The following is a 19,654-nucleotide window of genomic DNA, read 5'->3' on the forward strand; positions in this document are numbered from 1 at the left end:
TCTTTAAGCGTCTTTTCAGTCTGTTGTCCGTGTTTTACCCGCGTACGCGCTGCATGAGCTGCGTGTGCGATATCAAGCTGGTCGCAAGGGGTGTCGATGTCCGCGCATGACGCTAAATCTGCCGTAAAGGCGAACGACGCGTCGGAAAGCGGGGCGCCCGAAACTGCTGCGACCAGCAAGGCTGCGAGCCGCGGCGCGCCGTCGTTTGGTGCGTTCGTGCGCAAGCCTGCGCGCGAGAGCGCTGCGAAAGCTGCACCTGCAAGCGAGAGCTTGCACGCCGAAACCGAAGCGAGCTGGCCGGCCGACGCTGTTGAAGTCGGCGCCGTGATCGACGCCTATGGCCTCAAAGGCTGGCTGAAGATCGCGCCGCACGCGCAGGACGGCAGTGCACTGCTTTCCGCTAAACGCTGGTGGCTCCTCAAGGGCCGCGAGGGTCAGGGGCATCGCGAGCGTCATTCCGCGGTGCGCGTGAGCGCCAAGGTTCATGGTGACAGCGTCGTTGGCCAGCTTTCGGGTTTGGCCGACCGCGATGCCGCGCTGCTGTTGCGCGGTGCGCGCGTGTACGTGAGCCGGGCCGAGTTCCCGGCGCCTGCAGCCGACGAATATTACTGGGTCGACCTGATCGGCCTCGACGTCGCCAACGAGGCGGGTGTCGAGCTCGGCCAAGTCGCCGACCTGATCGACAATGGCGCGCAATCGGTGTTGCGTGTCACGTACCCGTCCACCGACAAGGATGGCAAGCCGGTCACCGGCGAGCGCCTGATCCCGTTTGTGGGCGTGTTTGTGAAGACGGTGGACCTGGCGACGAAGCGTATCGTCGTCGACTGGGAAGCCGATTACTAAGCACCGCGCGCCTTGATTCAATTTCGCTGAACGGAGAGAGCGATGCAGTTCGATGTCGTTACGCTCTTTCCCGAGATGTTCCGCGCGCTGACCGACTGGGGCATTACCAGCCGGGCGGCGAAGCAGCAGCGTTACACGTTGCGCACGTGGAATCCGCGTGATTTCACGACCGACAACTACCGCACGATCGACGACCGCCCCTACGGCGGCGGCCCCGGCATGGTCATGCTGGCCAAGCCGCTCGAAGCGGCGATCGACGCGGCGAAGGCCGCGCAGGCGGAGCAAGGCGTGAGCGCCCCGCGTGTGTTGCTGATGTCGCCGCAAGGCAAGCCGCTCACGCACGAACGCGTCATGCAGTTCGCGCAGGAGCCGGGTCTCTTGATGTTGTGCGGCCGCTATGAAGCGATCGACCAGCGTCTCGTCGACCGCTGCGTGGACGAAGAAGTGAGCCTCGGCGATTTCGTGCTCTCGGGGGGCGAACTGCCCGCGATGGCCTTGATGGACGCCGTGGTGCGCAACCTGCCGGGCGTGCTCGGCGACGCGCTTTCGGCGGTGCAGGATAGTTTCGTCGACGGTTTGCTCGACTGCCCGCATTACACGCGCCCCGAGGAATACGACGGCGTGCGCGTGCCCGATGTGCTGCTTGGCGGCCATCACGCGGAAATCGAGTTGTGGCGCCGCCGCGAGGCGTTGCGCAACACGTGGAACAAGCGGCCCGATCTGATCGCGCGGGCCAGAAAGAACAAGATGTTGAGCCGTGCCGACGAGGCATGGCTCGCTAGTCTCGCGAAGGGCGCGAACGAAGCGTAAGGCTTCGGGCGTGCGCGACAAGGGGCGCAAAAGGCGGTGCCGCTTCATGCGTGAACGGCGCCAGTTGTGAATCCATCCTCTATCGGGGCCGTAGTTGCAGAGCGCATCCTGCACAGGTACGAACGCCGACAAGATGGCATACGGAGTCAATCCATGAATCTGATTGAAAAACTCGAGCAGGAAGAAATCCAGCGCGTGCTGGGCGAGAAGACCATCCCCGAATTCGCCCCCGGCGATACGGTGATCGTCAACGTGAACGTGGTTGAAGGTAACCGCAAGCGCGTTCAGGCATACGAAGGCGTCGTGATCGCGAAGCGTAACCGCGGCCTGAACTCGTCGTTCATCGTGCGCAAGATCTCGTCGGGCGAAGGCGTCGAGCGTACGTTCCAGACGTACTCGCCGCTGCTGGCCAGCATCGTGGTGAAGCGTCGCGGCGACGTGCGTCGCGCGAAGCTGTACTACCTGCGCAACCTGTCGGGCAAGAAGGCACGTATCAAGGAAAAGCTGGTGTCGAAAGACCGCGCAGCTGCTCCGGCCGACCAGGCGTAAAAGCTGTAAGAAAGAAGCACCCTCCGGGGTGCTTTTTTCTTTTTGGCCTCAAAATAATCGCCTGTACGTGTAATTCGAGACGCCCGTTGATCCGTCCAGTATTTGAACCCGAAAGCCTGCCGATCGAATCGACGGGCGCGAGCCTTCCGCGGGTCGCCGCGGAGCGCCTGACCCCCGCCGGTTTGCGCACGCGCTTCGAGCAGCGCCTGCCGTGGGATCCCGAGCCGCAGGAAGCCCGTCTGGCCGAGATACGCGACCCGCGCGAAGCGGCCGTGCTCGTGCCCATCGCCATGCGTCCGGGCGGCCTGACCGTCCTGCTCACGCAGCGCGCCGACAATCTCAGCAATCACGCAGGGCAGGTGAGCTTTCCCGGCGGCAGCCGCGAGCCTTCCGACCCCACGCCCATCGCCGCCGCGCTGCGCGAGGCGCACGAGGAAGTGAATCTCGACCCCACACGTGTCGAGGTGCTCGGCGCGTTGCCCGAGTACCTCACTGGCACCGGCTTCAAGGTGACGCCCGTAGTCGGTCTCGTGCACGAGCCGTTCAGCCTTGCCGCGGATTCGCTCGAAGTGGCGAGCATCTTCGAGGTGCCGCTCAGCTTTCTCATGAACCCGGCGCATCATCAGGTGCGCGTGTTCCGTTGGGAAGGCGGCGAGCGGCGCTTTTACGCGATGCCTTATCCGGACAGAAATGCGCCGGATCGCAACGCGCCAGAGCAGAATGCACCCGAACTGGCTATCGCATCCGCCGTAGGGTCCTCGCACTTTATCTGGGGCGCAACGGCGGGCATGCTGCGCAACTTCTACCGCTTCCTGCTCGCGTAACACGTCTGGCGGCGCGCGCAAGCGCCGCCGCGCACTGTTGCGAGATTGCCGCCCGAAATGCCTGCGATGGTCAGGCACATCTGGCCCTGTGATATCGTTGCAACACTTTCTAAAACCCTTTCGCAACTCGATCTGCACGGCGCGTCGCATGACCTTCTTTTCCGTATTGCTGGCTCTCGTCATCGAACAGGTGCGGGCGCTGTCGCCCAATAATCCGGTCATGGCGCTCGTGCGCCTCAATGCGGAATGGGCCGCTCACGGCTTCGACGCCGGCAAGCAGAAACATGGCCTCATCGCCTGGCTCGTGGTCGTGGTGCCGTGGACGCTCGCTACGGCGCTCGTCTACTACGTGCTGTATCACATCAGCTTCGTGCTGGCGTTCCTGTGGAACGTGGTGGTCGTGTACTTCACGCTCGGCTTTCGCCAGTTCAGCCACTATTTCACCGACATCCATCTCGCGCTGAACAACGACGACGTGCCGCGCGCGCGTGAAATCCTCAACGAATGGACCGGCATCGACACCGTGGACATGCCCGTGAGCGAGATAGTGCGCCACACGCTCATTCACGCAGTGATCGCCTCGCATCGCCATGTGTTCGGCGTGTTCTTCTGGTTTCTCGTGCCGATCGGGCCCGCGGGCGCCGTGCTGTACCGCATCGCCGAATACCTCGCGCGCGAGTGGGCGCGTCCCGCCGAAGACCGCACCGAGGCGTTCTCGAACTTCGCGCAGCATGTGTTCTTCGTAATCGACTGGGTGCCGGCGCGGCTCACGTCACTGGGCTTTGCGATCGTCGGCAACTTCGAGGACGCGATCTACTCGTGGCGCAACCACACGAACCAGTGGCCCGACACCAACGAGGGCGTGCTGCTCGCAACCGGCAGCGGCGCGCTGGGCGCGCGTCTTTCGGGCCCGCTCGCCGAGCAGTCCAGCGTCGATGCGCTCGCGCAGCCGGGCGAGGGCGGTCCGTACACGGTTGGCGACGACTGCACGCCGCGCACGCTGCAATCGGCCGTGGGCCTAGTGTGGCGCGCCGTGATCCTGTGGATGATCCTGCTGCTCATGCTGACCATTGCCGTCTGGCTCTGAGCGCCGCAACGCCAGACCGCACACAAGCAAATGGGCCGCTTCTAGCGGCCCATTTGCATTTGGCTCAGCAACTTCGTCATTCGTCGCGCACGTCGCGATCGCGTCCGCAATTCCAGCACACGGTGAACTGCGCCTCGAGCACCTCGCCGCAGCGCGCGCAGCGCCACGTGGGCGAGCCCGGCGGCGGTCCGTTCACCGCTTCGTCGATCAACCGCCGGGCGAGCTTCTCATCGCGCTCGTCCACGAGCCACAGCTCGGGCGCGCACTGCTCGGCCGGAATCTCGCCCATCGCGCCGCTCAGGTAGCGGTTGTGCAGCTCGCAGGGGACGCCCGCCGTCGCCAGGATGTTCATCCAGTGCTGGGCGATCAGCAGATTCGGCGCGCGCACAAGCTTCAGCATAGGGCGGTGGGGCCAGGCGGCGCGTCAGCGCACGATCTGGCTGATCTCGTGCATGAGCTGCGCATAGAGCGCCTGGCGCTCGGGCGCGACGCGGCCGTCGTCGACGGCTTCCAGAATCGCGCAGCCCGGCTCGTGCAGGTGATGGCAATTGTAGAAGCGGCAGTGCGCAAGCAGCGGCCGGAACTCGGGGAACGCGCGCTCCAGCATGCCCTCGGTGAGGTGATAGAGGCCGAACTCCTGGAAGCCCGGCGAGTCGATCAGCGCGCCGCCCTCGGGCAGCGTGTAAAGACGCGTGAACGTCGTGGTGTGGCGGCCGCTGTTGAGCGCCGTCGAGATCTCGCGCGTGGCCGCTTCGGCGTCGGGAATCAGCAGGTTCACGAGCGTCGACTTGCCCATGCCCGACTGGCCGAGCAGGATCGTCTGGTGACCGTGCAGATGCTCGGCGAGCACCGCGTGCGTCTCGTCGGGACGGCCCTTCACTGACACCTCCAGCACCGTGTAACCCAGCGCGCGATAGCGCTCGAGCCGCTGGCGCGCGAGCGGCAGCGCGGCCTGAACGTCGATCTTGTTGAGCATGATGAGCGGCTTGAGGTCGTTGGCCTCGGCGGCCACGAGCGCGCGCCCGAGCAGGTCTTCGCTGAAGTGGGGCTCGGTGGCAAGCACGATCAGCAGCTGATCGAGGTTCGCCGCAAAGAGCTTCGACTTGAACTGGTCGGAGCGATAGAGCAGGTTGCGCCGCTCGCCGATCGCGACGATCACGCCCTGATCGGCGGATGTCGATTGATACTCGACGCGGTCGCCCACGGCGACCTCGCTCTTTTTGCCGCGCGGGAAGCATTGCAGATGCGCGCCGCCGCCGTCGGGCGCGACCAGATAGTGGCGCCCGTGGGCGGCGATCACCACGCCGTGCAGCGTGGCGGATGTACCCGATGCGGCTTTTGCGCTGCCGGCGGCTTTCGTTGCGCGCCGGTTCATGCGTGCGCGAGCAGTCGGTCGATCCGCTGCGAAGCCGGCGGATGCGAGTAGTAGAACGCGGTATAGAGCGGGTCGGGCGTGAGCGTCGACGCGTTGTCCTCGTAGAGCTTCACGAGCGCGTTGACGAGATGCTGCGCGTCGGTTTGCGTGGCGGCGAAGGCGTCGGCTTCGAACTCGTGCTTGCGCGAGGAGAGGCTGCCGAGCGGCGTGACGAAGAACAGGAACACGGGCACGGCGAGGAAGAACAGCACGAGCGCGAGCCCTTCGTTGCCGCCGAGGAGCGACGGGCGCACACCCAGGCCCTCGAAGAACCACACGCGCTGCGAGAGCCAGCCGAGCAGGGCGAGCAGCGCAAGGCTGATCGCGAACGTGACGACCATGCGCTTGATCACGTGACGGCGCTTGAAGTGGCCGAGTTCGTGCGCGAGCACCGCCTCGATCTCGCTGCCCGAGAGGCGCGCGAGCAGCGTGTCGAAGAACACGATGCGCTTGGCCGCGCCAAAGCCCGTGAAATACGCGTTGCCGTGCGCGGAGCGGCGGCTGCCGTCCATCACGAAGAGTCCCTTGGCCGCGAAGCCGCAGCGCTGCATGAGCGCCTCGATGCGCGAGCGCAGTGCCTCGTCGCGCAGCGGTTCGAACTTGTTGAAGAGCGGTGCGATGAAGGTGGGGTATAGCACCAGCACGAGCATCTGGAAGGCGACCCAGACGGCCCACGTCCAGAGCCACCAGAAGCTGCCCGCCTGCTTCATGAGCCAGAGCACGACGAAGAGAAGCGGAATGCCGAACGCGGCGCCGATCAAGAGCCCCTTGATGCGGTCCATGATGAAGATGCGTTTCGTCATGCGGTTAAAGCCGAAGCGCTCCTCGACCACGAACTGGCGGTAGTAGTCGAGCGGCAGTTCGACTACGCCGGAAATGGCGAGCACGGCGCCGATCAGGGCGATCTGGCCCACATAATCGCGCCCGATCGCATCCGAAATGCCGAGGTCCAGCGCCTGCACGCCGCCGAGCAGCGTGAGCGAGATCAGCACCACGGCGCCGAGCACGATCTCGATCATGCCGAGGCGCGTGCGCGCGACCGTGTAATCCGCGGCGCGCTGGTGCGCGGCGAGTGGGATGGTCGCGGTGAACTGCGCGGGCACCGCGCCGCGGTGGGCGGCCACGAAGCGGATCTGGCGCGACGCGAGCCAGAGCTTGGTCGCGACCATGGCAAGCACGGCCACGACGAAGAGCACGCTGAAGTACAGCGCAGGGGAGGGGGACAGATTAGGCATCCAGGAAGTCCGTGGTATCTATGCGACAATTATATGTTCTCGCCGGCCGGGCATCGCATCCTGTCGATGCCGCGTACGCGCCGCGCTTCTAACGCTCTCCGGGTTGCCCTTCATGACTGACATTACCGCTGCCGGCGCGCCGCTCATCGAGCGCACCGACATGAACCTGATCTGGCTCGATATGGAAATGACGGGCCTCGATCCGGACAACGACCGCATCATCGAGATCGCCGTGGTGGTCACGAACTCGACGCTCGACAAGCTCGTGGAAGGCCCCGTGCTGGCCATCCATCAGCCGGAGTCGGTGCTCGACCGCATGGACGAATGGAACCGCAACACGCACGGCCGCTCGGGCCTCACCGAGCGCGTGCGCGCCTCGAGCGTGACGGAAGAAAGCGCGACCGAGCAGATCATGGCGTTTCTTTCGCAGTACGTGCCGCCGGGCAAGTCGCCGATGTGCGGCAATTCGATCTGCCAGGACCGCCGCTTTATGGCCCGCTGGATGCCCACGCTCGAGCGCTTCTTCCACTACCGCAACCTCGACGTGAGCACGCTCAAGGAGCTGTGCCGCCGCTGGCAGCCGACCATCTACAAGGGTTTCCAGAAGCGCGCGATGCACACGGCGCTCGCCGACATCCACGAGTCGATCGACGAGCTGAAGTACTACCGCGAGCACTTCCTCGTTCCGGCGCCGGGCATCGTGCCGGACGTGGGCGCAGGCGAGGCCGGTCCGGTGCTTTGATCCGATCGCACAAGGCAACGCGGCGGCGGGTTCGTTCCGTTGCCGCCGCGTCGTGCGATGTCGTAGAAGTTTGAGTCTTACGCGCGCGGCGCTCGCTGCGCGTTCTTGGGCCGGAACGCCGCCACGACGTTCGGATCGGTCTCGATATACGGGCCGCCGATCAGGTCGATGCAATACGGCACCGCAGCAAAAATGCCCGGCACCTTCACGGCGCCCTGATCGTCGCGCAGGCCTTCCAGCGTTTCCTTGATCGACTTCGGCTGCCCCGGCAGGTTGATGATGAGCGCCGCGTGGTCGTCGTTTTCGCGGATCACGGCCACTTGGCGCGACAAAATGGCCGTCGGCACGAAATTCAGGCTGATCTGGCGCATTTGCTCGCCGAAACCCGGCATTTCCTTTGTCGCCACCGCAAGCGTCGCCTCGGGCGTCACATCGCGCCGCGCGGGGCCGGTGCCGCCTGTCGTCAGCACGAGATCGCATCCCAGACCGTCCACGAGCGCCGTGAGCGTGGCTGAGATCGTCGCCGCGTCGTCGTGGATCAGGCGCGTTTCGGCGCGCCACGGCGTTTTCAGCACGCTGCCGAGCCATTCCATCAGCGACGGAATGCCCTTGTCCTCGTAGACGCCGCTCGTCGCTCGGTCGCTGACCGACACGAGGCCGATCACGAGTTCATCAGGATGGCTGCGCTCAGGCTTCGTCATCTTCGCGGTCCTCGTCGGCGCGCTCTTCGTCGTGGTCGTCAGCGTCGCCCGCGCCTTGCGTGCTCGCGTCCTTGATCCACTGGAACAGCTCGCGGAAGGATTTCGGCGGCTTGCTCTGCTCCTGCTCGCGGCGCGCGTTGCGAATCAGCGTGCGGCCTTCCTGCGGGTCGGCGGCGGGATACTGGCGGATGAATTCGGTGAGCGCGGCGTCGTCGGCGAGCAGCTTTTCCCGCGTGCGCTCGATCCAGTGCAGCCGTGCCGTGGCGGCCCTGTTCACGCCGCGGTGCTCTTCGAACTTCGTGCGCAGCGCGGCGACTTCGGCTTCGGTCAGGCCGCGCATCATGCGGCCCACATACTGGAGCTGGCGGCGACGGCCTTCGTGGTCGGTGATGCGGCGGCACTCGTGGACGGCGTCCGCGAGGTCTTCGGTCATCGGCATGCGCTTGAGCGCGTCTTTGGGCAGTTCCACGAGGGCCTGGCCGAGTTCCTGGAGCGCTTCCATGTCGCGCTTGAGCTGCGATTTGCTCGGGCGATCGTAGCCGTTGTCGTCCGGCTCGGCGACAGCGTCGTTCATCGGTTGAATGCGGGTTTTGCGTTTCATGGGGCGTATTGTAGCGTGCGTGGGCGCGCGGCTCGGGCTGGAAGCCGGCGAACGGCGGTCCGATGGCGGTGCGAGCGTCGACGCGCAGGTTGATTCGATGATTCGGGCAACGATAGTGCCTGTGATGCGTGTTCACATACCTTGCTATGATCGCGGGATGCGCTCGGTGAACGCAGCGCGTTCCGAAGCACCTGCATCGCACCCGAATCGACACCAGCGAATCACGACACCAGCGGGCCACGGTAACGCGTGGCCCAGAACCGGACCGTAACGACAATGGCAGCAGACATCGAAGCCCGGCAACGCTTTTTCCCGCACACCCAGGACGAGCTGAAGGAGATCGCCTCAGACATCCTGCGGCACGCCAACGCGCTCGGCGCGAGCGACGCCGCCACCGAGATCTCCGAAGGCGACGGCTTGTCCGTCTCCGTGCGCCGCGGCGAGGTCGAGACGATCGAGCACAACCGCGACAAGATGGTCGGCGTGACCGTCTATATCGGCAACAAGCGCGGCAACGCGAGCACCTCCGACTTTTCGCCGCAGGCGCTCAAGGACACGGTGGCGGCCGCGTACAACATCGCGCGCTTCACCGCCGACGACGACTGCGCGGGCCTCGCCGAACGCGAACTCCTCGAAACCGCGCCGCGCGACCTCGACCTCTATCACCCGTGGAATCTCTCGGCCGACGAAGCCGTGGACATCGCGCGCCGCGCCGAAGACGCCGCGTTCGCTGTCGATCCGCGCGTGAAGAATTCCGAAGGCGCGAGCGTTTCGGCGCAGCATTCGCAGTTCGTGCTCGCCACCTCGGGCGGTTTCATGCACGGCTATCCGTATTCGCGCCACTACGTTTCTTGCGCGCCTATCGCGGGCGTTGGCCGCAACATGCAGCGCGACGACTGGTACACCTCGCGGCGCAACGCGGCTGAACTGGCCTCGCCCGAAGCCGTCGGCCGCTATGCGGCCGAGCGCGCGCTCTCGCGCCTGAACGCGCGCAGCCTCGACACGCGCAAGGTGCCGGTGCTGTTCGAGGCCCCGCTCGCCGCCGGCCTGCTCGGCGCGTTCGTGCAGGCCGTGAGCGGCGGCGCGCTGTATCGCAAGACGTCGTTCCTCGTCGACAGCCTTGGCAAGCCGGTCTTCGCGCCGCACATTCAGGTCGTCGAGGACCCGCACGTGCCGCGCGCGGCCGGCAGCGCGCCGTTCGACGAAGAAGGCGTGCGCACGCAGCGCCGCGAAGTGGTGAAGGACGGCATCGTGCAGGGCTATTTCCTGTCGTCGTATTCGGCGCGCAAGCTCGGCATGCAGACCACCGGCAACGCCGGCGGCTCGCACAACCTGCAGTTCCAGAGCTCGCTCACGAAGCCGGAAGACGACTTCGAAGAGATGCTGAAAAAGCTCGGCACGGGTCTCCTGCTGACTGAGCTGATGGGGCAGGGCGTGAATTTCGTGACGGGCGACTATTCGCGCGGCGCGTCGGGCTTCTGGGTGGAGAACGGCAAGATCCAGTACCCGGTGGAGGAAATCACGGTCGCTTCCACGCTGCAGGAGATGTTCCACCACATCGTCGCCGTGGGCGCGGATACGCTCGCGCGCGGCACGCGTCAAACCGGCTCGATACTGATCGAGCGGATGACGGTGGCGGGGCAGTAAGCGGTCTTTGCGCAGGCGCAATGAACAACGGCACGCCTTGGCGTGCCGTTGTGCTTTTGGGCGTCGGGTTGCGCGCCCCGTCGATCAATCCCGCCGCACGTACCGCACGAACGCGAAGTCGAAGTCGTTTGGCGCATTCGCGTGCAGCGTCTCGCGCGACGTTTCTTGCCATACCTCGGGGTCGGGCGCAGGGAAGGTGGCGTCGCCCTCGAAGTCAGCGGAGATTTCCGTCACCACGAGTTCGTGCGCGAGCGCGAGTCCTTCGCCGTAGAGCTGCGCGCCGCCGATCAGGAACGCCGCGGGCGCCTCGTCCTGCGCTGCGAGCGCGAGCGCCTCGTCGAGGCTCGTGGCGGTGTCGCAGCCGGGAAAGCGCTTGCCCGCGTCGCGCGTCACGACGATGTTGCGGCGGCCCGGCAAGGCGCGGCCGATCGACTCGTGCGTTTTGCGGCCCATGATGATGGGCGCGCCCATGGTGGTGCGCTTGAAGAACGCGAGGTCTTCGGGGAGCCGCCAGGGCAGCGCGTTGTCGCGGCCGATCACGCCGTTGCGGGCGCGGGCGACGATGAGGGTGAGCGTCGTCATCGAAAGGGTAGAGGTGCGAGGTTGTAAGCTGTTCGCAGCGATTCTACCTGAGCGCGCCGGGCGCCCCGGCGCGCTTCCCTTGCGGCATCGTGCCTTTTACTCCGGCACGTCGGGCGGCAATTCCGCCTGGTTCTCCGCTTCGCCGTCGAATATCGTTTTCTCGTCGCGCAGGCCGTGCGTGCCCATCAGCCGGTAAAGCGTCACGCGCGAGATGCCGAGGTCGGCAGCGGCTTCCGTGAGCCGGTGCCGGTGCCGCAGGAGCGCCGCCTCGATCGCGCGCCGCTCCGCGGCCTCGCGCGCCTGCGCGAGCGTGACCGTCTGCTGCGCGGTGAAGTGCGCGAGATCGAGATCTTCCGCCGAGATCAGCTTGCTTTCGGCCATGACGATCGCGCGGCGCACGCGGTTGATCAGCTCGCGCACGTTGCCCGGCCAGTTGTAGTTGTACAGGGCCTCGATGGCGTCGGGCGTGAAGCCGCGAATCCGGCGCGCACTGTCCTGCTTGAACTTGTGCAGCACGTGGTGCGCGAGAATTTCGATGTCCTTGCCGCGCGCGCGCAGCGGCGGCTCGTCCACGCGCAGCACGCACAGGCGGTGAAAGAGGTCGGCGCGAAAGCGTCCGTCGCGCATTGCCGCCTCGAGATCGACGTGCGTGGCCGAAATGATGCGCAAGTCCACGGGAATCTGCTCGTGGCCGCCCAGGCGCTCGATCTTGCCTTCCTGCAAAAAGCGCAGCAGGCTTGCCTGGCTTTCGAGCGGCAAGTCGCCGATTTCGTCGAGGAAGAGCGTGCCGCCGTTGGCCGATTCGACGCGCCCGATCTTGCGCTGGTTCGCGCCCGTGAACGCGCCGCGCTCGTAGCCGAACAGTTCGGATTGCAGAAGATGGTGCGGGATCGCACCGCAGTTGATCGGCACGAATGTCGCCTTGCGCCGCGCGGAGCGCTCATGGATCGCGAGCGCGGTGAGCTCCTTGCCCGTGCCCGATTCGCCCGAGATGAACACGGTGGCGTCGGTGTTGGCCACCTTGCGGATCGTGCGAAAGAGCTGCTGCATCGCCTCGCAGGTGCCCACCATCTCGTCTTCGTCCTGACTCGCCGTGGCGGCGCCGGGCGCGTCGAGATCGCACAGCGACACCATGCCGAACGCGTGGCTCACGAGGTAGTCGAGCGTCGCGTGCGCGACTGGCACGTGCACGTAGTCGAAGCAGTAGTGGCGAATCAGGCGCCGCACTTCGGCGTCGGTCAAGCGCGAGTCGTCGGTCAGCGCGATCCATCCCACCTGCTGCAGGCGCAGGATCGTATCGAGGCCCGCGAACTCGCGCGGCGCGAAGCCCGTGAGATCGACGATGCCGGCATAGGCCGCGTCCGGCTTCACGAGGCGCGACGCTTCGTGCACCGTGCGCGCGGTGGCGATGTCCCAGCCGCGGCTCTTCAGGTACGCGCCGAGCAGCGGGTCGGGCGCGCGCGCGACATACAGCAAGGTGCGATCGAGACCCGCCTCGGGCTTCGCATCGTGCGCGCGGCCGGCGTCGGAGACATCGCCGGCGTGCGGCGGCCCGCTCACGGCGAGACGCTGGCCGGCTCCGGCGAGCGGTGTCACAGTGGCGCCCAGATGTGAGGATTCGCGCACGATGGGCCTCATGTCATCAGAAGGTGTAAGGGAAACGCACGCCGACGACGAAGTTCGGTGCATCGGGCGTGAGCCCGACGGATACCGCGCCGTTGATCGTCAAGTGCTTGTTGACCACGTGATTCAGACCGAAGTTGAGCACCGAGGCGGTTGTCTCGCTGCCCGGCACGCCGGTCCACGCACCGCCCGGCTGCTTGGTCTTCGACTGCGGCTCGATGGCCATGGTGTACGAAATGCTCGCCGAGTCCTTGTCCGAGAAGGCGAGCGCGACGCCGCCGCCGAACTGGATGATGTCGCCGAGCTTCACTTCGGCCGGCTCGACTTGCCCGATCACCGAGGAGATGTCGGCGAACGAGCGCGAGATGTTGTACGTGTACGAGAAGCTGCCGAACAGCACCACCGGATCGTAGGTCTTCAGTATCGAGAGGCCGGCCGTCACGTTCCAGAAGCCCGTGCCCGTGGGCAGCTTGCTGGGGGCGACGAGGTTGGTGTTGTCGGGCGTGATCTGCTGCACCTTGATGCCGAACGGCGAGGTGCCGGTGTCCGTTTTCACACGCAGGCTGCCGACCACGTCGGGAATGCTGTTGGTTTCCTTCAGGAACTGGTAGTAGATCCCGAAGTTCACGTCGCCGATCGCGTTCGAATTGACCGACGCATCCGTGAGCGTACTGGCCGAGCCGCCCGCGCCGCCCACGATGAAGGTGCTGTGCCGGTAGACGTAAGGCACGTCCACATCGATGCTCATGCGGTCGGTGAGCCCGTAGCGCGTGTCCAGGTCGGCGGTGATCTGGTGCGACTTGGTCTGCCCCAGGTTGATGTTGCCGAGAAAGATCGCGTCGAGCGCGAGAAAGCCCGAGAGCTGGAGCTGGCGGCGATCGTAGTAGCTGTCGCTGATACCCCAGTCCAAGGTCAGCTTGTGGTCGAAGAGCGGCGCATGCTCGCGCTGCACGACCGCTTCCTCGGCTTGCGTGCGGGAGGGCTCGGCGCTCTTTTGCGTCTCGCCCACAGTTGGGCTGCCATTGTTGGGGTTCACGCCAACCGGCGCGCCCTGCTGCGGCCCGCTCGCGGCCGCGGTGCCGGTTGCACCGTTGGTCGAGCCGGCGTCGGGCGAGGGCGGGTTCACCGGCACGCCGGTGGCCGTGCCGGTGAGCGCACCCGGCGCCGTCGCGCCCGGCAGCGCCTGGGCGAGCGGCGGCAGGGGCACAGGCAGACCGTCGGCGCCCGGTTGTTCGGCGACCGTTGCGTCCGATGCGGCGTCGGGCGCGCCCGTGCCCGGCATGCCGCGACCGCGTTGCGCCATTTCGAGGTTCGTCACCTGGCGCTCGAGCGACTGGATTTGCCGCTGCTGCTCGTCCACCACCCGCATGAGCGTATTCAGGCGGTCTTCGATCGACTGGCTTTGTAGCGCTTGCGCATGGGCGGACTGCGAGAGCGCGAATAGTAAAACGGCTGCTGGGATGGCGGCCAGCGTCACGTGTGGCGCGGCCGCCCTTGACATCATCTTCATTGTTCTTCCCCCGGGATCGAATGCTGGCGCCAACTGGAACCCCCTGGTCCCATGCCCGCGCACGTCGATGCTCCTCTTTCAAAGTGCTGCTTCTCGCGCGGGTCCTCGCCCGCGTGGTGGTCTCCTTGGTGGTGTGTCTCGTTAAGAGTCCTCGGTTAGTGCAGATTTCGCAGAGCCTGTAATACGCCTGTCTGCCGGATCATTTGCGACGTCATCTGCTGCGTCTGTAGACTCAGTTGCAACTGGTTGGCGACCTGCTGGTTATTGCCTGCGACCTGGAGTAGCTGGGCGATCGCGCCTGCCTGTTGCGCGTTGCCAGGCATGATGTTTTGCGTGGCGATACCCGCCGGCGTTTGCAGCGTGACGTTCACGCCGTTACTGCCGAACGAGATGCCCGCTTTTATGCTGCCGGTCGCGTTCGATGCCGACGCGCTCGGCTGGTTGGTGGCGCCTGGCAGATTGGCGAGCTGCGGCGCGTTGTTGTCATAGGAGATGGTTGCGGCGTTGGCGCCCGTGTTGCCATTGCCGGCCACCTGAGTGATCTGCGAGACGCCGTTGACCGAAACGTTCTGGCCGCCGGTGGCCGTCGCGTTCGGGTTGGCGCCGCCATTTGCGCCCGTGGTCCCGCCCTGTGCGGGGTCGATCACGGTTGCATACGTCTTCACCTGCGCGCTCACCTGGTTGGCCGCGTTCTGGGCGACCGCGAGCGCGCCTTGCGCGACTGCCGTCGCGCCGTTTGGCAATTGCCATTGAGAAACCAGGTTCAGAACGAACCCGGAAATCATGTCGCTGCCGGCATATTTGCCGGTCTGATGCGCGAGCACGTCGTCGCCGACGGCTTCGCAGCGGATGCCTTGGGCCTGCCCATCGGCGTTCGAGAGAAACGCCGGCACCGGCTGCGGCAAGCCGACGCCATCGGCCGCTAGCGCACCGCTCGAAAAAGCGCAGGCGAGCGCGGAGACGGCTGCCGCGATGCCACACTGTGAGAGGTTGCGTTTCATGATTCTTAGGACTTCAGAACATGACGGCCTTATCGAGGCCGTATTCGAAGAAGGGAGTCGCAGCTGTGCCATTGAGCAAGGCGTTTTCACGCAGCTTGAGCGCGAGCGACTCGTTGTTCTGCAACAGCGGAGAATCCTCCAGAAACGGTTTGCCGAGCACCGCGAAGACGAGGCCGTTCCATGTCTTGGCGAAGTCGTCTTCGGCGACGATACGGTTGCCGAGCGCGGGGTCCGCAATGAAGATGCGGCTGTTCTCGGCGTGCTTGACGATCACGAAGTGCTCATAGCCATCGATGTTCATGAGCACCAGCACGGGAATCTGCAGGTGGTAGAGCGCGTCGGTGTTGACGCGAAAACCGCGGCCGCGCAAGCCGATCGTCTCGACGAACTTCTTCATGTCGAGCATGGAGAAGCCGTTCTTGACGACCACCTCGGGCGTGGAGAACACCATCATCTGGCGGATCAACTCAGGTTCGGGGATGTCGATGCCGTAGCCGTACTTGAGCAGCGTGGCGAGTGCGGCGGCGCCGCAACTGTAGTCATACTGCTGGCTGACGATGCTGCGATAGCGCAGGTCACGCATCGAGTGGACCGGAAGCTTCACCGGCACGCCGATGAGGTGGGTCGCGTCGAGCGTCGACTGCTGCGCATGCACAGGCACAAGGGCCGCGCTGGCCGTGAGCGTCAGCGCGAGCACAAACATCCTTGACGCCGGGGTCGAAACGGGCCCGGACATGGTGGTCTCCTGCCTTCTGGTTTGCGCGCCGGCCGCGGTGGGACAGCCGGCGCGCGTTGCTTGCTGCGTTACTGCCTGGGACGAGCCCAGTTCCTGCGGTGCTGCCAGCCGTGCCTAGTGGCCGTTGTTCATCGCGGCGATTGCCATGCCGTTGTGCTGCAGGTTGCCGATGCCGCCGGCAATGTTCACGCCGATGTTGCCTTGCGCGCCGGTGAGCGTATTGGCGCCGAGGCTGGCCGTACCCTGGAACTGGCCGGTGGCGTTCATGCCCGCGTTCTGCACGTTGTTATCCGTCGCGACCATTGCAACCGTCGAGTAGGCACCCGGCGTTGCCGTCGTCACGGAACCGGCGAGGCTGTTGTTCTGCGCATTGCCGATACCGGATGCGACGTTCACGCCGACGTTGCCCGAGACGTTCGCGAGCGAGCCGTCCCCGACCGACGCGTTCAGGTTGAAGTTCTTCACCGTGGCCTTGCCGCTCGATGCCTGCGTGTTGAAGATCTGCGCGTTGCCGAACACGTTGCCCATGTCGACAGAAGCGAGCGCCACATCGTTGCTTTGCGCGTTGTTGATGCCTTCCGCGATGTTCACGCCGAGGTTGCCCGTCACGCCGGTTGCCGCGCCGCTGCCGGTGTTGGCGTCGAGCGTGCCCGCTTGTTGCGTGTTGATGTGCTGCGTGACGGAGCCTGTGGTGTGCTCGTCGACGGTGTTGAGCGAGTCGCTCACGTTATAGCCCCAGCTTTTGCTCGAGCTCGAGCTGCGCGACGAGGAGTGGCTATGCGAATCCGAGCTGGAGCTCGAGCTGCTGTACATGGAAGCGTACGTGCTCGACGAGTTCTTCGACTTTTCGCTCGTACCGTTCACGCTCGTCGAAAGCGCGGCGCTGACCGTGCCGTCGGCATGAGCCGTATTGGCGGTAGTCGAGCTGTTGCTCGTGTTCTTGTTGTTGTTCACGGACCAGGCCGCGCCGACATTCGTCGTGTCGCTGTTGTTGTGCGAGTTGGTCGTCGTGTGCGACGTGCTTTCCGAGCCGCTGAGGTCGATGCCAGCCGACCCGTTCCGACGGTTGCCGGTGTGCGACCACGATGCGTTGGCCTGGAGGCTGCCATTGCCGCTCTGCGACTTCGTCGACGTGTTGTTGCCTACGCTGCTGTAGCTCGTGCCAAGGGCCGCGCTGCCCGTGTCGCTATAGGTGCTGGCGGTCGTGTGGTCATGCGTGCTGCCATTGTCGGTCGCGACGTGATAGTCGGCGTTCACGCTTGCGTTGAAGGTCTTGCCGAAGCTCGAGCTGCTCGACGAGCTCTTCGAGTTCGACGCATTGACCTGATGCGAGTGCGACGAGCTGCTCGACGAAGACGAGCTGCTCGACTCGCTCGAGCTCGATGACTTCGAGAAGGAGTTGCTGCCCGTGCCCGTCACGCTCCACGTGGTGTTGTTCACTGTCGTGGTGATCTTGCCGCTGTTGTAGCTCTGCGCCTGCGGAAGGAGCGTGCCGCCACCGGTCGTCTGGTTGTTGTTGATGACGGCGCCTGCGGTGCTCGAAACCGAGACGCAGCCGAACAGCGTGACGAAGCCTTCGATGCCGACGTACTGGGTTACGCCTGTGGCGTTAAAGAGATACGCCGAATTTGCTGCGTGAGCGGAGCCTACCGCCGACGCGAGAACTGCCGCTGCTATGAGGGTGCGCTTCATGATTTCGCTCCGATACTGAGTGGTCAGTTAAAAAAGAGTGCCCGCCGGGGGACGGAGCACAAAACTGTTTGCCGTAGCATTACCGGCGCCGGCTGTCTGGTTCACCTGCACGAGGCCCGTCGCATTCCTGAAAGCCGCGTTGTCGATGCGTACCTCACGAATACCCCCTGCCTGGACCGTTTGCCCATGACCGCCGTTTTGGGCAGCCGCCGCGGACAATTCCCCGTCCGAGACCGCCACCGCACCAATCGCACCACTGCTGATGAGAGCAGTGTTGCGCTGGACATTGCCCACGCCCGCCGACTGATTCACCATCATTGCGCCGTTCGTGTTCGCAAAAGCTCCTGCACCTATCGTCGCGCTCGCGCCCTTGAGCCGCGCCGTGACGCTCGCGAGCTGGTCGTCGCCGTTCACGTTGATCGACACGTTGCCGGTCGTGATCGTCAGCTGGTTGGCCTGCGCGTTGTCGAGACCCGCCGTTTCATTCACCGCGAGCGCGCCCGTCGTCGAAGTCGCCGCGCCGGGGGCAATGCTCGCCGTCGCGCCGACCGTCACCTGAGCGTGTGCGGCGCTGGCGAAGGCGAGCGCGGCGGCGCAGGCGAGCGCGCCGGGAAGCGCCGCGCGCAACGCGCGTGAGGTCTGGATCGAACGGCTCATTTCATGCCTCCCATGGCGCCCGTGAGTGGGGCGAGCGCGCCTGTGATCGTCGAGGAAATCGTGCCGCCGAGGCCCGCGCCGACGCCGGCGCTCGCGCCGGGTCCGGCGGCCACGTTCGCGCCGGTCGCGCTGCCCGTGAGAATGCGGGTGAGCGCCTGGACGCCAGCGGTTTGCGCGCTCAGTGCGCCGTTCGTGTTCACGCCGCTCGAGCCGTGCGCATTGGTGAGGTCGGTGTCCGTGACGAGCGTCGCCATCGCCGGGTCGAAGCTGTTCTTGGGGAAGGTCGTGGCGCGCACGAGGACCGGGTCCTGAGTCTTCGGCACGTTGTCGAAGGCGCTGCGCGGTGTGATGTCACGTTCGACGATGACGTCGCCGGGGTTCGTGACCTGCTGGGCGGCCACGCCCGCCGTGAGGCTCGCCGCCAGGACGCCGCACAGGGCGGCGGCGACCTGGACTGCGCGGCGGCTTGCGCCGCGCGTCGAGTTACGTGTTCTCATGCCGGTCTCCTCCTGGCCGGAGTCGGCGTACAGGCGCCTCGTCCGGTCCATTTGCCCTGGCTTCGCGCGCTGCGCCGCGAACCGGACACCGCGCCGCAAGCGGCACGGGTGCTATCTCATCGTTACTTTCTGACGTAGCTTGCGATGTTGCCCTGCGCGTTCTGCGTGGCGTCGACCGGGATCGGCAGCGGCGCGGGCGGCGCGATTTCGTCCCAGAGCGTCACACTGTTGTTGCCGCGCATCAGTTGCGGCGTGGCGGCCACCATGACCATGCCGACGGCGCCGCCGCGCTGGTGCGCAAGCGTCTGGTCGTCGAGAGAGCCGATGCCCGCGAAGACGCCGTCGTTGCCGAAGGCGACGGGGTCGGCCGGGGCATGGGCGCCAGCGGCCGCGGCGCTGGTCGAATCGGTGGCGGGGGAGCTGGCGTCGCCGGCCGGCGCGCTCACTTCGAGCGTGGCGGGAACGAGTGCCGAAGGTGTTGCAGGAACGACATCCGGGGCGGCGTTCGCGACGCTGGCAACCGCGGTTGGCGCGGCAGGCGCATCGTCCAGTGCCTGTGCGCGAGCACCGGGCGAGAGGACGAGGAGGGCGGCGGGAACGAGCATGGCGGCACATGCGCTGCCATAGCCAATAACACTGCGCCGGACCTGCTGGATGTTGAGTCGCATGGCGTATCTCCTGGTGCGAGACATTTAGCGAAACGTGTGCCATCGCCCGCAATCCATTGATACGCTTCGAACCGCACTATTCTCTGCAAAATTTGAATGGCGGATATTCGCCAAAATGTTTCAGCGTTGAAACGTGAGGCCGTTTAAACCCGTTTGGAAAGCCATATGGTTTCAAAGGAGAACGTTTGCGCGCCAGACGCTTAACTAATCAGAGAATGGAAACATCCGTAATTAT

21 protein-coding genes are annotated in these 19,654 nt (G+C 65.5%); 7 read left to right on the forward strand and 14 right to left on the reverse strand.

All coding sequences use genetic code 11. The features are described from left to right. Window positions 1-96 precede the first annotated feature (96 nt). The 5 genes from rimM (at window position 97) to VSR72_RS30930 (ending at window position 4,113) form a co-directional block, all read left to right on the forward strand. The gene (gene rimM / locus VSR72_RS30910) at window positions 97-843 is read left to right on the forward strand and encodes a ribosome maturation factor RimM (protein WP_342956066.1); all 747 of its coding nucleotides are present in this window, start codon (window positions 97-99) and stop codon (window positions 841-843) included. 42 nt (window positions 844-885) lie between these two features. After that, window positions 886-1,653 carry a tRNA (guanosine(37)-N1)-methyltransferase TrmD gene (trmD, locus tag VSR72_RS30915; protein ID WP_342956067.1) on the forward strand — a complete coding sequence of 256 codons (768 nt, stop codon included), beginning with the start codon at window positions 886-888 and terminating at the stop codon, window positions 1,651-1,653. Between the two features lie 153 nt (window positions 1,654-1,806). Further along, a complete protein-coding gene (gene rplS / locus VSR72_RS30920) occupies window positions 1,807-2,202 on the forward strand; it encodes a 50S ribosomal protein L19 (protein ID WP_028206741.1) in 396 nt (131 codons plus the stop codon). Window positions 2,203-2,288: 86 nt separating this feature from the next. Next, a complete protein-coding gene (locus VSR72_RS30925; RefSeq protein WP_342956068.1) occupies window positions 2,289-3,026 on the forward strand; it encodes a CoA pyrophosphatase in 738 nt (245 codons plus the stop codon). A gap of 148 nt (window positions 3,027-3,174) precedes the next feature. Further along, the gene (locus VSR72_RS30930) at window positions 3,175-4,113 is read left to right on the forward strand and encodes a CobD/CbiB family protein (protein WP_342956069.1); all 939 of its coding nucleotides are present in this window, start codon (window positions 3,175-3,177) and stop codon (window positions 4,111-4,113) included. A 76-nt stretch (window positions 4,114-4,189) separates the two neighbouring features. On the opposite strand, the gene VSR72_RS30935 is transcribed toward VSR72_RS30930, so the two are convergent. Genes VSR72_RS30935 through VSR72_RS30945 form a run of 3 tightly spaced genes read right to left on the reverse strand, consistent with a single transcriptional unit; the run spans window position 4,190 to window position 6,762 of the window. Beyond that, window positions 4,190-4,510 (reverse strand): DUF2007 domain-containing protein, encoded by a 321-nt coding sequence (locus VSR72_RS30935; RefSeq protein ID WP_233883840.1) that lies wholly within the window; start codon window positions 4,508-4,510, stop codon window positions 4,190-4,192. Between the two features lie 27 nt (window positions 4,511-4,537). Further along, a complete protein-coding gene (gene rsgA, locus VSR72_RS30940) occupies window positions 4,538-5,425 on the reverse strand; it encodes a ribosome small subunit-dependent GTPase A (protein ID WP_342956112.1) in 888 nt (295 codons plus the stop codon). Window positions 5,426-5,484: 59 nt separating this feature from the next. Next, window positions 5,485-6,762, reverse strand: a complete 1,278-nt coding sequence (locus tag VSR72_RS30945; RefSeq protein ID WP_342956070.1) for a M48 family metallopeptidase — start codon at window positions 6,760-6,762, stop codon at window positions 5,485-5,487. Window positions 6,763-6,874: 112 nt separating this feature from the next. Between VSR72_RS30945 and orn the strand changes: the two genes are divergently transcribed. Beyond that, a complete protein-coding gene (gene orn / locus VSR72_RS30950) occupies window positions 6,875-7,504 on the forward strand; it encodes an oligoribonuclease (RefSeq protein ID WP_342956071.1) in 630 nt (209 codons plus the stop codon). A gap of 77 nt (window positions 7,505-7,581) precedes the next feature. Here the strand turns inward: orn and mog are convergent, their stop codons facing one another. Further along, window positions 7,582-8,205 (reverse strand): molybdopterin adenylyltransferase, encoded by a 624-nt coding sequence (mog, locus tag VSR72_RS30955; RefSeq protein WP_233882353.1) that lies wholly within the window; start codon window positions 8,203-8,205, stop codon window positions 7,582-7,584. Further along, the gene (gene yjgA, locus VSR72_RS30960; RefSeq protein ID WP_342956072.1) at window positions 8,192-8,806 is read right to left on the reverse strand and encodes a ribosome biogenesis factor YjgA; all 615 of its coding nucleotides are present in this window, start codon (window positions 8,804-8,806) and stop codon (window positions 8,192-8,194) included. The genes mog and yjgA overlap by 14 nt, the downstream gene beginning before the upstream one ends. Before the next feature lie 276 nt (window positions 8,807-9,082). Between yjgA and pmbA the strand changes: the two genes are divergently transcribed. Then, window positions 9,083-10,453 (forward strand): metalloprotease PmbA, encoded by a 1,371-nt coding sequence (pmbA, locus tag VSR72_RS30965; protein WP_342956073.1) that lies wholly within the window; start codon window positions 9,083-9,085, stop codon window positions 10,451-10,453. Between the two features lie 84 nt (window positions 10,454-10,537). On the opposite strand, the gene VSR72_RS30970 is transcribed toward pmbA, so the two are convergent. The 9 genes from VSR72_RS30970 to VSR72_RS31010 all read right to left on the reverse strand — a co-directional run bounded on the left by VSR72_RS30970 (window position 10,538) and on the right by VSR72_RS31010 (window position 19,419). Next, a complete protein-coding gene (locus tag VSR72_RS30970; protein ID WP_342956074.1) occupies window positions 10,538-11,035 on the reverse strand; it encodes a dihydrofolate reductase in 498 nt (165 codons plus the stop codon). Between the two features lie 96 nt (window positions 11,036-11,131). Then, entirely contained in the window at window positions 11,132-12,661 is a 1,530-nt protein-coding gene (locus VSR72_RS30975) for a sigma-54 dependent transcriptional regulator (RefSeq protein WP_342956075.1), read from the reverse strand. Between the two features lie 16 nt (window positions 12,662-12,677). After that, window positions 12,678-14,168 carry a hypothetical protein gene (locus tag VSR72_RS30980; RefSeq protein WP_342956076.1) on the reverse strand — a complete coding sequence of 497 codons (1,491 nt, stop codon included), beginning with the start codon at window positions 14,166-14,168 and terminating at the stop codon, window positions 12,678-12,680. Window positions 14,169-14,323: 155 nt separating this feature from the next. After that, entirely contained in the window at window positions 14,324-15,169 is an 846-nt protein-coding gene (locus tag VSR72_RS30985; RefSeq protein WP_342956077.1) for a peptidase C39, read from the reverse strand. Window positions 15,170-15,182: 13 nt separating this feature from the next. Further along, the gene (locus tag VSR72_RS30990) at window positions 15,183-15,872 is read right to left on the reverse strand and encodes a C39 family peptidase (protein WP_321962722.1); all 690 of its coding nucleotides are present in this window, start codon (window positions 15,870-15,872) and stop codon (window positions 15,183-15,185) included. A gap of 147 nt (window positions 15,873-16,019) precedes the next feature. Continuing rightward, a complete protein-coding gene (locus VSR72_RS30995) occupies window positions 16,020-17,597 on the reverse strand; it encodes a cell wall anchor protein (RefSeq protein WP_342956078.1) in 1,578 nt (525 codons plus the stop codon). 27 nt (window positions 17,598-17,624) lie between these two features. Next, window positions 17,625-18,254 carry a hypothetical protein gene (locus tag VSR72_RS31000; RefSeq protein ID WP_342956079.1) on the reverse strand — a complete coding sequence of 210 codons (630 nt, stop codon included), beginning with the start codon at window positions 18,252-18,254 and terminating at the stop codon, window positions 17,625-17,627. Next, window positions 18,251-18,751, reverse strand: coding sequence for a hypothetical protein (locus tag VSR72_RS31005; RefSeq protein WP_342956080.1), 501 nt, complete (start codon window positions 18,749-18,751; stop codon window positions 18,251-18,253). The genes VSR72_RS31000 and VSR72_RS31005 overlap by 4 nt, the downstream gene beginning before the upstream one ends. A 122-nt stretch (window positions 18,752-18,873) precedes the next feature. After that, window positions 18,874-19,419: a hypothetical protein gene (locus tag VSR72_RS31010; protein WP_342956081.1), complete on the reverse strand. Its 546-nt coding sequence runs from the start codon at window positions 19,417-19,419 to the stop codon at window positions 18,874-18,876. Window positions 19,420-19,654: the final 235 nt, after the last annotated feature.

This window comes from Paraburkholderia sp. JHI869 (assembly GCF_038900775.1).
Taxonomy (GTDB): Bacteria; Pseudomonadota; Gammaproteobacteria; order Burkholderiales; family Burkholderiaceae; genus Paraburkholderia.